Genomic DNA, 13,655 nt, shown 5'->3' on the forward strand with positions numbered 1-13,655 from the left:
TGGCATACGTATCGACTGTTAAATAGGTGTATACTTATCAACCAAAACAAAAACAAACAAAAATAAAAAATACTATTCAAAAATAAACAAACGTATGTTAAGATTAAAGCAGAAAAATAAACAAACCGAACAGAGGAGGAATTAATGTTGGTACAAAATCGATGGGATGCAAGTAAAACAAATGATGAAAGCGGTTTAGAAGAATTGGTGTATCGCTCCAATTTATTGGGATCAGATCGATCTGTTGCCAACTGGGGTGGCGGAAATACTTCAACAAAATCCATAGAAACCGACTTTCGGGGTAACGAAATCGAAGTCATGTGGGTGAAAGGAAGTGGTTCAGATTTAGCCGCAATGGGCGCGAAAAACTTCACAGGATTGAAAATGGACGACATCCGCCCCTTAATGAAAAAAAACGATATGACAGATGAGGAGATGGTCAGCTACTTAGCACACTGTATGATTGATGCCAAACATCCTCGTTCCTCCATTGAAACATTGCTACATGCATTTTTACCATTTAAACATGTAGATCATACACATCCCGATGCAATTATCAGCATTGCCTGTGCAGACAATGGAAAAGCAGTCGCAGAAGAAATATATGGTAACCGTTTTGTTTGGGTTCCATACATTCGTCCTGGCTTCAAGTTGTCCAAAATGATTGCAGCAGGAGTCCAAAACAATCCTAGTGCTGAATTGGTAATCATGGAAAAGCATGGATTGGTGACGTGGGGCGAAACCTCAAAAGAAAGTTATGATAAAACAATTTCTGTCATTCAGGAAGCGGAAGACTACATTGAAGCAAAAGCAAAGGATCAAACACTGTTCGGTGGACAGAAATATCAGTCTTTGCCAGTGGATGAAAGAAAAGAAATCTTTGCAAAAGTGCTTCCAGTTGTCCGTGGCCAAGTAAGCGGAAACAAAAAGATGCTGGTTACATATGACGACAGTGAGGATGTTTTGAACTTTGTAAACAGCGAAAATGCAAAAGATTTATCACAAGTCGGTGCGGCATGTCCGGATCACCTAGTGCATACGAAACGAACGTCTTTATTCATTGAATGGGACCCCAGCAGCAAAGATGCAGACGCTCTGATAGAAAGCGTGAAAGCTGGTATCGCTTCCTTTCAGAAAGAATATGAAGCATATTTTGAAAGAAATAAATCGGAGGGGGACCAAATCGTGGAAACAGCCCCTCGGGTAGTGTTGATTCCAGGACTCGGCATGATCAATACGGGCAAAAGCTGGACTGCAGCCAATGTCAGTGATTCCCTTTACCACCGTGCGATTTCTGTGATGAGAGGATCTACCACTCTTGGAAACTTCGTATCTCTTAATGAAGAAGAGTCATTTGCGATTGAATACTGGCCGCTTGAACTGTACAAACTCAGCCTTGCACCGCCAGAAGCGGAATTTTCCCGCCAGGTAGCATTCGTAACTGGCGGAGCCGGCGGAATCGGAAGTGCTGCTTGTCATCGACTTGTCTCTGAAGGTGCCCACGTCGTGGTAGCTGATATCAATCTGGAGGGGGCAGAGGAGCTTGCCGTTCAAATCAACGATCGATTCGGTGAAAACCGTGCCATTGCCGTGAAAATGGATGTTACAAAGGAAGAAGAAGTAACGGCTGCAATTCAAGATTCCGTTTTAACTTATGGCGGGTTGGACATTGTTGTCAATAATGCTGGATTGGCAAGTTCAAGTCCTTTTGAAGAAACAACGATGGTTAAGTGGAACCTGAATATGAATGTATTGGTAACCGGCTACTTCCTGGTTGCCAGAGAAGCGTTCAAGTTGATGAAAGATCAGGCAATCGGTGGAAGCATGGTTTTCGTTGGCTCAAAAAATTCCATCTATGCAGGCAAAAATGCTGCAGCCTACAGCACGGCTAAAGCAGCGGAAGTCCATCTTGCCCGCACTGTGGCTGCTGATGGAGGTCGATACGGTATCCGTGTTAATTCCGTCCTTCCTGATGCCGTTATCCGTGGTTCAAAAATATGGGATTCTGAGTGGAAAGAAGAAAGAGCTTCCTCTTATGGAATTGAGACAGACGACTTAGAAGAACATTATCGAAAACGTACCATTTTGAACGTCAACATACTGCCGCATGACATTGCAGAGTCGATCGCGTTCCTTGCTTCTTCCAAGTCAGCTAAGACTACTGGATGTATGGTGACAGTAGATGGCGGAGTAGCAGCAGCATTTACAAGATAAAGGTAACTCATGGAGGGCGCTGCGGGGTAACAGCATTTATTCCGGTGTAACCGTCCCTGTCTATCCTGCTTAAAAAAGAAAAATGAGATATTAAACTGGAAATTTGGGAGGGGCAAGTAAATGGAAGCCCCCTCTATGTCCTGTTGCGGATCCGTATTTTCCTGTTTAAAATGAGGAGTAAATTAAACCGTCGTATAGAGAGGGCATGAAAGTAGGGGTAGGAAGTGTTAGTTGCAGAGAGGCAACAAAAGATAGTAGAGGTCGTAAATGAACGTAAAAGTATCCGTGTTTCCGAGCTCAGTCGTATATTTTCGGTTACAGAAGAGACAATCCGCAGAGATTTGGAAAAGTTGGAGACAGAGCAGAAGTTGTCAAGAAGCCATGGAGGGGCTGTAAGCATAATCCCGGATGAATCTCCAGAACTTTCATTTTCCGAAAGAGAAATAACCAACGTTAAAGAAAAGAAGGAAATTGCTAATGAGGCAGCAAAACATGTCATCGAAGGAGATAAAATCATGCTGGATGCCAGTACAACTGCATGGTATTTGGCAAAAGCCCTACCTGATATTCCGGTTACAGTCCTTACGAATTCGATTAAAGTAGCGATGGAACTTAGCAGCAGGAAAGAAGTAACTGTAATCTCAACAGGCGGTACATTGCTGTCTAAATCACTTTCCTACGTCGGACCTTTGGCTGAATCTTCTTTGGATACTTATCATGTAAATAAAGCATTTATTTCTTGTAAAGGGTTCCACCTCGATAAAGGAATCAGTGAGTCAGACGAACAACAGGCAAGAATCAAGAAAAAAATGATGGATAACGCTGACTCTGTTTTTATTATGATTGACCATAGTAAATTCGGTGTGAGGGCTTTTTCCCGGCTTAGCGGTGTAGAAGCTATTGACCATGTTATAACAGATGGAAATGTGGATGCAGCAATCTTGCAGCAATTGTCTGACAAATCATTGAATTTAATTAAAGTATAATAAGTGCTCGGAAAATGGCAGTGGTTTTTTATGGATAAGAAAAAGTAAGAGTCTGTCTCCTAGGGAAATGACCACCAGCCAGCAACGGAGTTTAAGGAAGGGATATTGAGAAGTCTTTTGAATGCGTCACCATTCGATGGCAGGAGGAGAGAAAATGAAAGTTTCCATATTTATTACTTGTCTTGGGGATGTATTTTATGTGAATGCCGGTAAAGCGACGGTGGAGTTACTCGAGCGGTACGGATGTGAAGTTGACTTCCCGGAAACACAGACTTGTTGCGGTCAACCTGCTTATAATAGTGGTTACCATGAAAAGACAAAAGCAGCTGCTAAAAACATGATTACCGCTTTTGCGCATTCAAAGTATGTAGTTTGTCCATCCGGTTCATGTGCTTATATGTTCCATGAATATGAGGAGTTATTGCAGGATGAACCAGACTGGAAAGAAAAGGCGACAGCATTAAAGCGAAAAACGTATGAACTCACCCAATTCTTAACGGAGATTCTTCAAATAGAAAACACCGGAGCAGAATTTCATGCTAAAGCTACCTATCATACATCCTGTCATATGACTCGTTTACTTGGTGTGAAAGAAGCACCATTAAAACTATTGAGCAATGTTAGCGGTCTAAAGATGGTTGATTTACCTAATCGCCATGATTGCTGTGGATTTGGAGGTACCTTTTCTGTCAAGATGCCGGAGATTTCCCAACAAATGGTGGATGAAAAAGCTCTCCATATTGAAGAAACAGATGCTGATGTGCTGATTGGAGCAGATGGGGGTTGCCTCATGAATATAGGAGGGCGGTTGAATCGACAAAATAAACCAATAAAGGTGATGCACATTGCTGAAATATTGAACAGTCGGGGTGATAACTGATGCCATTGCATGTTGGAGAAAAAGCATTTAAGAGCAGAGTTGAAAAAGGCCTTGGAAATGAATTCATGCGAGGCGCCGTCCGTTCTGCACAGGGACGACTTCAGGACAGCCGTTCCAATGCAGCTGAAGAATTAGGGGACTGGGAAGAATGGCGCAATCTTGGGCAGGAAATCAGACAACACACAATGGAAAATCTCGATTTCTATTTACAGCAATTAAGTGAGAAGGTAGCAGAGAGAGGCGGACATGTTTATTTCGCTGAAACAGCTGAAGATGCCAATCATTACATCAGTGAAGTAATTGAAAAGAAAAAGGCACGGAAGATAGCCAAGTCAAAGTCCATGGTAACAGAAGAAATTGCCTTGAATGATATTCTGGAAGATCGAGGTTGTGACGTAATTGAAACAGATTTAGGAGAATATATCCTCCAAATCGATGATCATGCCCCCCCCTCACATATCGTCGCCCCCGCACTGCACAAAAATAAAGAACAAATCAGGGATGTATTTAAAGAAAAGTTGGGATATCTCCACACAGATAAACCGGAAGAGCTGACATTATTTGCACGAGAACAATTAAGAAAAGAGTTCCTATCCGCCGATGTAGGTATCACTGGGTGTAATTTTGCTGTTGCAGAATCAGGCACCTGCGCCCTGGTCACGAATGAAGGGAATGCGCGGATGGTTTCAACCCTCCCTAAAACGCAAATCACTGTGATGGGAATGGAAAGAATTGTTCCTACCTGGGAAGAACTGGATGTACTAGTCAGTCTTTTGACAAGAGCTGCAGTTGGGCAGAAGTTGACCAGTTATGTGACAGCATTAACAGGGCCAAAGGAAGAATCTGATGGAGATGGACCGGAAGAATTTCATTTAGTCGTTGTCGACAATGGACGATCCAAAATATTAGGAACAGAATTCCAAGAGGCTCTGCACTGTATCAGGTGTGCTGCTTGTATCAATGTTTGCCCTGTTTACAGACATATAGGTGGCCATGCTTATGGATCTATCTATCCAGGGCCCATCGGTGCCGTACTGACACCATTATTGGCGGGCTATGAGGATTATAAAGAATTGCCATATGCTTCTTCACTCTGTGGTGCTTGTACAGAGGTATGTCCTGTTAAAATACCCTTACATGAGTATTTAATTGACCACAGGAGAAATATTGTAGAGAAAGAAAACAAATCAAACTTATCTGAAAAATTGATGATGCAAGGCTTTAATAAAGTAGCAGGTTCAGCCGGCCTTTTTAATATAGCGACGAAAATGGCTCCTTTCCTCGTTACACCGTTTGTCAGAGATGGAACTATTTCCAAAGGGCCTGGACCGCTAAAAGCTTGGACCGGGGCTCGCAATCTCCCATTGCCACAAAAAGAACGGTTCAGGGATTGGTTTAAGCATAGAACCAAAGGAGGACAACACATTGCAAACAGGGGAGATTAAAAATAGGGAAACGTTTTTAGATAAGGTTGCCGGTCAGTTGGGACGGAACCGCAGGAAAGATAATGTTATCCGGCCTAGATGGAAGCATCAGGTTCAATGGAAAGTGCTTGCGGACCTTACAGAAAATGAGCTGGTTGATGTTTTGGAGAAGCAATGTGAGGTAATCCATACTGACTTTATCAGGGCAACAGAGAAAGAGCTGGAAGCTAAGGTTTTACAAGTATTGCAGGCGTATGGTGTTAAAACAGCGATGACCTGGGATGATCCGCGTTTTTCCAGTTTCGGCTTAACAAATAAGTACGTAGATTGGAAAAACAATAATGATATTGATGTTTTTAAATGGGATATAGAAAACCCTGTGCAAAGCCGCCGTTTAGCAGAGCAAGCTGATGCAGGGATTACGTTCAGTGACATCACCCTGGCTGAATCTGGCACTGTCGTTCTTTTTAGTAGCGGCGGAAAGGGACGATCAGTAAGTTTGCTTCCTTCTACTTATATTGCTATCATTCCAAAAAGTTCTCTGGTGCCAAGAATGTCTCAGGCAGCGAGAGAAATCCATCAACAGATAGAAAGCGGAGAACAGATTTCTTCATGCATCAATTTTATTAGTGGTCCAAGCAATAGTGCTGACATTGAAATGAATTTAGTAGTCGGAGTACACGGTCCGATCAAAGCAGCTTATATTGTTGTGGAAGACAGGTGACTAGTGAAAGTAAAAACAGGCCGCTTTTAGAGCGGCCTGTTTTTGTCTAACGGTAAATTAAATACTGCTCTCTAACCTCTTTAAACGCATCCAGTTCATCCTGCCATTCGGCTTTCATTTCATCCACGGATCGGCCGCTTTCGATGCCTTCACGAATCCAGCCATTTCCGATCAAGTTGTCGAAGAAGGAGACACCGTTGCTGTTTTCGGCACGGAAGGCGAAATCGTCCGGGTACATATCATGGATCGTTTTAACCAAGTGTAGTCCGGCTTCCACTGGTTTAAATTTGTCTCTATCCATCACATGGATTTCAACACCATTTGAAAGTTCACCGCTATGCTTGGAGAAGCTTGGTGTAAACGATGCAGCCCGGAAGGTGACGCCCTGAAGTTCCAAATCATTCAAAGCTGCTGCCAATTCGGTACTATTGATGAAGGGGGCGCCGATCAGCTGGAACGGTTTTGTCGTGCCTCTGCCTTCTGAGACATTCGTGCCTTCAATCAAAGCTGCACCTGGATACACCAATGCTGTATCAAACGTCGGCATGTTCGGTGACGGCAGGACGAATTCCAATGGCGTTTCATCATAGTACTCGTCTCGGTCCCAGCCGTTCATTTCCACAACAGTCAAATCTGCACCAATGTCATATTCCTCGTTGAAAAATTTCGCGAGCTCCCCGACTGTCATGCCATGGCGCAATGGAATGGGATAATTCCCGACGAAGGAAGCATATTCCGGATCAAGGACAGGACCTTCTACTTTATCTCCACTGATTGGATTCGGCCTGTCCAGCACGATAAAGGGAAGATCGTTTTCGGCAGCTGCTTCCATGGCATAGGCCATGGTGTAAATATAGGTATAGAAACGTGTGCCGACATCTTGGATGTCGAACAAAAGAACATCGATATCTTCCAGCATTTCCGGTGTCGGTTTCCTTGTTTCACCATACAAACTGTAGACTGGCAAACCGGTTTGTTCATCGATATAATATTCGACGTAATCGCCCGCTTGTGCACTTCCACGCACCCCGTGTTCCGGTCCGTATAATGCAGTCAATTCAACATCTGGATCATTATGCAGCAAATCTACGATACTGTTAAGATCCTGGTCGACACCGGTCGGATTGGTGATGAGGCCGACCTTTTGTCCTTCAATCAGATCTTTTTGCTCATTTAGCAACTGTTCAACTCCGAGCCGGAATTTATGCGGGTTGCCTTTTCCTTTATCTTTTCCATAGCCGTGTCCATTCCCATTGCCATTGGCAAACACGACGGTTAGCGAAGAAAGCAAAAGAACGACTGCAAACAACGAGACAACTGTCTTTTTCACAATAATCACTCCTCTGTTCGTTTTTAAAACTGCTTCTCGCATTTACATAGGAACATCGCCAGCTAAATGGGAAGATGAATTTCCTCAAACTTTTGTGGGGCGTCCGGTCCTTCTCTGCGTCCACATGGGCTAGTTCAAATTCCACTGTAGAAAAATCGTTCAGTTCGGGTGAAAATTTTTTAATAGTGGCGTTCGATCCATCCATCGCTATTTATTCGTGTTTTAATCTGTTGCCCTTTTTCTGCTATCAACTGAAGGTTGTGCACATACCAGCCTCTTCCATTGACGCTGCCATCTGTGTCGTAACGGAAGCGGACATAGCTTGTACCTTCTGGCAGTTTGACTTCACGGTGTTGCCATTCGACACTGCTTCCATTGACTGAATCAAGCTGTACCCAGTCTTCGCCATTCTCGGAAACTTCTACATAACCAAAATCGTATTCGGTTTCTGTCCGATACCAGGTATCAAAGCTTAACAAGGCTGGATCGTTTCCATCCCATTCCACTGTTAAGGAACGATCAAGCTGATTGCCATAACCGGCGAACCAGGCATCTTTTTTCCCGGGGATGGCTACAGGAATCGCATCAGCTACATGCCGGGCGAATTGACGTCGTACCGGATTGGTTGAAACGGTGTCTCTGCTGGGATGGACACGGTTTGTCAGCAGGATGGCAATTGTGTCATTGTTCGGATTGATCACCATGGAAGTGCCGGTATATCCGGTATGGCCTAGCGTCGTTCCTTCCGACAAGGCATCCATATACCAGCCTTGTCCCAGTTCCCAACCTAATCCGTGGCTGTTTCCGGGAAATTCAGGGATTTGGTTTTCGGTAAGCAATTCCACCGTCTCCGGCTGCAAAATTTGAGTGCCGCCGTACCGTCCTTCATTGAGGAACATGTGGGCAAATATCGCTAAATCATGGGCGGTGGAGAATACGCCGGCGTGTCCTGCAACACCATCAAGGGACCAGGCGTTTTCATCGTGGACCTCCCCCCAGACCAGCCCGCGATCGGGAACCGACTGATATTCCGTTGCGGCAATTCGATCTTTCAGTTCGGCTGGTGGATTGTACATGGTATCGTGCATGTTCAACGGACCTGTTATATTCTCATAGACAAATTGATCCAGCCGTTTGCCGGACAACCGTTCGACTATCCCTCCGAGTGTAATCATGTTCAAATCACTATAGGTGTACTGTTCGCCGGGAAGGGCAGTCAGTTCCGATTGATAAACAACTTCCATCCTGTCCTGACGATTTTCTCCCTCAGTATAAAGGGGAATCCAGGCGGGAAAGCCGGAAGTATGAGTCATAAGCTGTCTGATGGTAACGCTTTCTTTTCCGTTCGCAGCAAATTCGGGAATGTAATCGGAAACAGGATCATCCAGTCTAAAATAGCCTTCTTCATACAATTTCATTGCCGCAGTTGTCGTGAATATTTTGCTCAGTGAGGCTAAATCAAAGATGGTATCTTCTTTCATGGAAATGGGTTTTTCCATTTCCGTACGGTTAGCATCCGTGTAACGGGCGGCATAGCCGTATGCTTCATGCTGGACAATATGGCCACGTCTTGCGACCAATGTGACAGCACCGGGCATTGCCTGTTCAGCGATAAACCCGTTGACCGTTTGATCGATGGCATCGAGCGGCTGTTGGACCATTCCTGCTCCCCTGGCGTTTCCCGGATGAATGACTGGCGGCAATTTTCCAGGTTGATCCCAGGAAAAAACCGGATGAGATTTAGGCTGTGCATGTTTGTTTTGTTTGGTTTCAATAGAAGGTGAATGTTTATCTGTGGTGTGGGGATCTGCGGTGACCATAGCGGGTATGAGAAATGATGAACAAATAACGACTGTGCAAACAGGAATAAAGTATTTTTTCATGCGGCCTCCTTTTATCGCCATATTATTTTCTTTCGGCAAAAAATACCTCCTTTCGATAGATAACTCTTCTTCATCATATTAAATGGCTAATATAGTTGTCTATACCGAATAAGTCCTTATTGATAAAAAAGCAATGGATTCTAAAGGTATATTTACGCAGGTAAAAGGGATTATTTTTTCGACATAGGCGGCGATAGGAAATAAAAAAGCAGGCCTGATTGAAGAATGGCCTGCGTAATTGATGCTATAGATAAAAGGTAGTATTTAAGAACGGGCATAAGGGGAGTGGTCGTTTGCATTATTCTCTCCATACATCCCGATGATGCCCGGGTCTTCGATGAATTGATCCTGCTCTATGCGATCTTCTTCGTCTAACTCCATCATTTCTTCCTCTTGTAATTCAAAATCCTCTTCCAGTTCTTTCTCATCAAAATCATCTACCAAAACATTCAACAACTTTTCAAGCATTCGTATCACCTCAGTTAAAGGATGTACTTTTTATTGGTATACCCATAAGTTTAGCATCTTAATATGAAGTGATTGTAAATGATTCGATAAGATCAGGTTAATTTTTTGAAAATGAGTATTCTTGCCTGATCATCCCGTTCCCATATGTCTTTGGATATTTTTCCGAGTATTTTCCTAAAGGTGTTTTTTTAGATGGAAAATTTCTCTGGCGTTTTTGTATATCGATTGGCATAGCCGGAAGCAACGAATGCTTCGGGTTTCACCACTGGTTCCCATCCGGAAGCTTTTATCCGGGCCATCATTTCCCCTGCCAAAAAACGGGAGAGCGACCGTTTTTCCAAGCCCACATCGATATGCCCTTCCATGGTAAGAGAACTGCCATGGTAAAGATGGGGGAGGATGATATCGATTAGTTGTTCTTTTTTGTTCTCATCGAATAAATAGGCGATTTGTTCAGTCAAGGATGTTTCCATGGAAATTTTCTCATGCAAATTCATATACTTTCGTGGGAATATGGTGGGGAGAACACATCCCCAGGCTCCTTTCCCCTTCCGTTGTATGACTATCCCTGTTACAAACAGTGTATGCGACCGATATACTTGAGAATCCGTCCCGACCATCAAGCGGTAATTGGCTGCCGGATTTTGCTGCATGAAAGAAAGAATTCGTTGGAAAACCTCTTCGAAGCTTAACTTTTTTTCGGTTAGATTCATAAAGTGATGTCCTGGATGGAAAGGCGACCTGCCTTGTTTCATCTTATCCAACTCCTTTTTTGGTTAAGAAACAAATAGTGGATTCCACACAAGGCTTTTTATGTAATCATGACCATTTCTTCTTATTCTATTCTTAAAGAGATGATCGGTTTCCTGCTGTTGTACTGCTAATCCAAGTATATGAGCATTATCGATCAACATGCTTACGGCTCGTCTTGAGAATTCCGTCGAAAATATTAGGAAAATTCCAACCTTAGATGTATGACAGATTGAGAAATCCATGGCATAATGATGGAGAACAATATATTTTTCATAACAATGCACGAGTACTCCGATAAGTGGCCTCCCCGGCGATTTTCCGATAACTCGTGCATTGTTTTTGTTTTTTGGAAGGATGGGGTAAAAGTTGTTGTTTTATCCCACAAAGTATAAACTGCGACATAGTTTGGATGCGTCTTCCTGACTTCTTACTTTTGTTGAGTTGGAAATCGACGCTGCGAAAATACCCTGCGCTTTCCGCGGGCGGCTGGTGAGCTTCCTCGAGCTGACGCTCTGCGGGATCTCACCGAGGCCTTTCCTCCCGCAGGACAAGGAAGGCTGCGGAAGCGATGCATCGCACGAAGAAAATTGTTTTGTATTTTCGAGGAGTCTTCGGGTATTTTCTTCGCTAGGAATCGCTTTCTGTTTAGAAACCCCTCGAAATTTTTTTATTCATGGTACTCTATGCACCGTATCATCAAAAGACATTGCCAGGAAAACAAGCAGAAAAGTCCAAAAACAGGAGAAAAGACGGGAATTACAACTGTCTTTTATGAAAAGAAGTACACATTTCCTGACAAACGTTTTAAGACGGCTTGTTGTTTCTCAAGGAAAAAGTCTATGCTTCCTTTAATCAGCATGCTCCTTAGCGCAGGGAGCATACGCAGACTCCAGCGGGAACAGCATGAGCTGAAGATCCACTTGGTAAAGCGGTTTTCTTTACCAAGTTAGCTGAAGCCGTGCCCGCGGAAAGCGAAGTATGCTACCGAAGCGGTGGGTAACACACTTTTTGAATAGGCAATGGAACTTCCCATTACAGTTATGTCGCAGTTTCTATCAACTGGGCCAGTTAACAGCAAAAAAGCATGGGAAAAGGGCTTTCTTAAATGTTTTTTTGCAGCTCCTGCTTTTTCTCCTCCTTTTCTCCTTTAAAATTGCGATTTACCATCCGATAAATAAAAAGAGGAAGAAATTCGTCTTTATTCGACATGGCACGATGCCGAGTGACAGTGCATAGAAGAGGAATTCACCGGCGTTCCTTTGTGCCAGAAACAGAGACATTCATTGGTTCAGTGGATAATGGCTGTTTTGGCTATTTTTATAGAGACATCAAAAACAGAGAGTTGTTTATGAAAAACAACAAGAAATCGATATGGGGGAGAATAATGGACAAGACTTCATTTGGAGGAATATTTTTAGCGATTATTGCAGTTGGCGTAGGGATGGTGCTAAAAGGAGTTAGTCCTGTAAACTTGCTCAATCCTGCCGCCCTTTTGATCATTTTTCTTGGTACCATGGCTGCCGTTTGTATTGCCTTTCCGTTGGAAACACTGAAAAAGGTTCCGGCACTATTTAAAATCATCTTTACAGAGCAAAAAACCGAGGATGTAAAAGATATCATACCGATGTTCACAGAATGGGCCAACCTGACCAGAAGAGAAGGTATTCTCGCTTTGGAAAACCATTTGGATGAAATTGAAGATCCATTTTTGGCATCTGGATTGGAATTGGCGGTCGATGGACAGACACCGGAATTCATTCGCGACGTTTTATTGGAAAAAATCGACGCAATCGAAGAGCGTCATCAGGAAGGTGCCTCGATTTTTACCCAGGCGGGAACTTATGCTCCGACCTTGGGGGTATTGGGAGCCGTTATCGGCCTGATTGCCGCTCTAGGAAACATGGAAGACACCGAGGCTCTTGGACATGCAATCGCTGCGGCGTTTGTCGCGACATTGTTTGGTATTTTTTCCGGTTATGTACTATGGCATCCATTTGCCAACAAACTGAAGGAAAAATCCAAAAAGGAATTGCATGCGAAGCGGGTCATGATTGAGGGCATTTTATCCTTGACCACTGGTGACTCTTCCCAAGTTATCAAAGGGAAACTAAGCTCCTACCTCTCCCCGAAAGAATATGCCGAATTTGAGGAGGGAGAAGAACAGTGAGAAAGAAAAAGAAGCATAAGGAGGACCACATTGACGAAACCTGGCTTGTCCCCTATGCCGACTTGCTGACACTTCTTCTGGCGCTGTTTATTGTATTGTTTGCCATCAGTAAAGTCGATCAACAAAAGTTTGCAGAACTGGCCAATGTAATGCGAGGAGAGTTTTCAAGCGGTGAAGGCATCATGGAGGGCGGCACAACGATTTCCCCTGAGGAAGAACCTTTGATTGGTGAAGAGCAGGAGGAAAAAGAAGAAGAACAAGACGAAGAACAACAGGAAGATGCTGAGGATGAAGAGAAAAAAAGAGAGGAAATCGAGAAGCTTACAAAAATCCAACAAAAAATCAACGGGTATATATCCGAAAATAAATTGACAGATGTGTTGGATACAAAGTTGACAGATGAAGGCTTGTTGATTTCTATCCTGAATGATGTTTCTTTCGACTCCGGAAGTGCAGAAGTGAGCGGGGATGGAAAGGAAATTGCGAAAGAAGTCTCGAACTTTTTGTACACCAACCCTCCGCATGAAATCACAGTCAGCGGACATACCGACAACCAGCCTATACACAGTAGTGAATTCAAATCGAACTGGGAATTGAGCGTCATGCGTGCTGTCAACTTCATGCGACTGCTATTGGACAATGAAGATTTGGATGAACGATCGTTCAGCGCGAAAGGTTACGGAGAGTATGAACCAATCGCTCCGAATGACAGTCCTGAAAACCGGGAAAAGAATCGACGTGTAGAAGTCATGATTTTGCCGAATTACGAATGATACGAATCCATAAAAAATCCCTGCCGGAAACGGCAGGGATTTTTTAATTGATT

General features: G+C 43.6%; 11 protein-coding genes. 7 read left to right on the plus strand and 4 right to left on the minus strand.

Annotated features, from left to right (window positions below):
* Positions 1-144 precede the first annotated feature (144 nt).
* The 5 genes from F6X55_RS10195 (at position 145) to F6X55_RS10215 (ending at position 6,228) form a co-directional block, all read left to right on the plus strand.
* On the plus strand, positions 145-2,214 hold the full coding sequence (locus F6X55_RS10195) for a bifunctional aldolase/short-chain dehydrogenase (RefSeq protein ID WP_237648637.1): 2,070 nt from the start codon (positions 145-147) through the stop codon (positions 2,212-2,214).
* 224 nt (positions 2,215-2,438) lie between these two features.
* Positions 2,439-3,200 carry a DeoR/GlpR family DNA-binding transcription regulator gene (locus F6X55_RS10200; protein ID WP_026571231.1) on the plus strand — a complete coding sequence of 254 codons (762 nt, stop codon included), beginning with the start codon at positions 2,439-2,441 and terminating at the stop codon, positions 3,198-3,200.
* Between the two features lie 154 nt (positions 3,201-3,354).
* Entirely contained in the window at positions 3,355-4,080 is a 726-nt protein-coding gene (locus tag F6X55_RS10205; RefSeq protein WP_026571232.1) for a (Fe-S)-binding protein, read from the plus strand.
* Positions 4,080-5,525 carry a LutB/LldF family L-lactate oxidation iron-sulfur protein gene (locus F6X55_RS10210; RefSeq protein ID WP_153463076.1) on the plus strand — a complete coding sequence of 482 codons (1,446 nt, stop codon included), beginning with the start codon at positions 4,080-4,082 and terminating at the stop codon, positions 5,523-5,525. The genes F6X55_RS10205 and F6X55_RS10210 overlap by 1 nt, the downstream gene beginning before the upstream one ends.
* Positions 5,506-6,228 (plus strand): LutC/YkgG family protein, encoded by a 723-nt coding sequence (locus F6X55_RS10215; RefSeq protein ID WP_153463078.1) that lies wholly within the window; start codon positions 5,506-5,508, stop codon positions 6,226-6,228. The genes F6X55_RS10210 and F6X55_RS10215 overlap by 20 nt, the downstream gene beginning before the upstream one ends.
* Before the next feature lie 46 nt (positions 6,229-6,274).
* Here the strand turns inward: F6X55_RS10215 and F6X55_RS10220 are convergent, their stop codons facing one another.
* The 4 genes from F6X55_RS10220 to F6X55_RS10235 form a co-directional block, all read right to left on the minus strand.
* On the minus strand, positions 6,275-7,558 hold the full coding sequence (locus F6X55_RS10220; RefSeq protein WP_237648638.1) for an exo-beta-N-acetylmuramidase NamZ family protein: 1,284 nt from the start codon (positions 7,556-7,558) through the stop codon (positions 6,275-6,277).
* A 179-nt stretch (positions 7,559-7,737) separates the two neighbouring features.
* Positions 7,738-9,441, minus strand: a complete 1,704-nt coding sequence (locus F6X55_RS10225; RefSeq protein WP_153463345.1) for a serine hydrolase domain-containing protein — start codon at positions 9,439-9,441, stop codon at positions 7,738-7,740.
* 264 nt (positions 9,442-9,705) lie between these two features.
* Entirely contained in the window at positions 9,706-9,909 is a 204-nt protein-coding gene (locus tag F6X55_RS10230) for a hypothetical protein (RefSeq protein WP_153463082.1), read from the minus strand.
* Positions 9,910-10,097: 188 nt separating this feature from the next.
* On the minus strand, positions 10,098-10,664 hold the full coding sequence (locus F6X55_RS10235) for a ribonuclease H-like YkuK family protein (RefSeq protein WP_037329376.1): 567 nt from the start codon (positions 10,662-10,664) through the stop codon (positions 10,098-10,100).
* 1,382 nt (positions 10,665-12,046) lie between these two features.
* On the opposite strand from F6X55_RS10235, the gene motA reads away from it, so the two are divergent.
* Both motA and motB read left to right on the plus strand, forming a co-directional pair.
* Positions 12,047-12,829, plus strand: a complete 783-nt coding sequence (gene motA / locus F6X55_RS10240; RefSeq protein ID WP_026571237.1) for a flagellar motor stator protein MotA — start codon at positions 12,047-12,049, stop codon at positions 12,827-12,829.
* Complete coding sequence (gene motB, locus F6X55_RS10245; protein WP_026571238.1) at positions 12,826-13,602, plus strand: flagellar motor protein MotB; 777 nt, start codon at positions 12,826-12,828, stop codon at positions 13,600-13,602. The genes motA and motB overlap by 4 nt, the downstream gene beginning before the upstream one ends.
* The last annotated feature ends 53 nt before the right edge of the window (positions 13,603-13,655 follow it).

Source organism: Sediminibacillus terrae, assembly GCF_009602435.1.
Lineage (GTDB): Bacteria > Bacillota > Bacilli > Bacillales > Amphibacillaceae > Sediminibacillus > Sediminibacillus terrae.

Coding starts and splice junctions, on each gene's coding strand:
- F6X55_RS10225 (WP_153463345.1), bottom strand. CDS start 9,441: ATGAAAAAATACTTTATTCCTGTTTGCACAGTCGTTATTTGTTCATCA.
- F6X55_RS10230 (WP_153463082.1), bottom strand. CDS start 9,909: ATGCTTGAAAAGTTGTTGAATGTTTTGGTAGATGATTTTGATGAGAAA.
- F6X55_RS10210 (WP_153463076.1), top strand. CDS start 4,080: ATGCCATTGCATGTTGGAGAAAAAGCATTTAAGAGCAGAGTTGAAAAA.
- F6X55_RS10235 (WP_037329376.1), bottom strand. CDS start 10,664: ATGAAACAAGGCAGGTCGCCTTTCCATCCAGGACATCACTTTATGAAT.
- F6X55_RS10205 (WP_026571232.1), top strand. CDS start 3,355: ATGAAAGTTTCCATATTTATTACTTGTCTTGGGGATGTATTTTATGTG.
- F6X55_RS10195 (WP_237648637.1), top strand. CDS start 145: ATGTTGGTACAAAATCGATGGGATGCAAGTAAAACAAATGATGAAAGC.
- motA (WP_026571237.1), top strand. CDS start 12,047: ATGGACAAGACTTCATTTGGAGGAATATTTTTAGCGATTATTGCAGTT.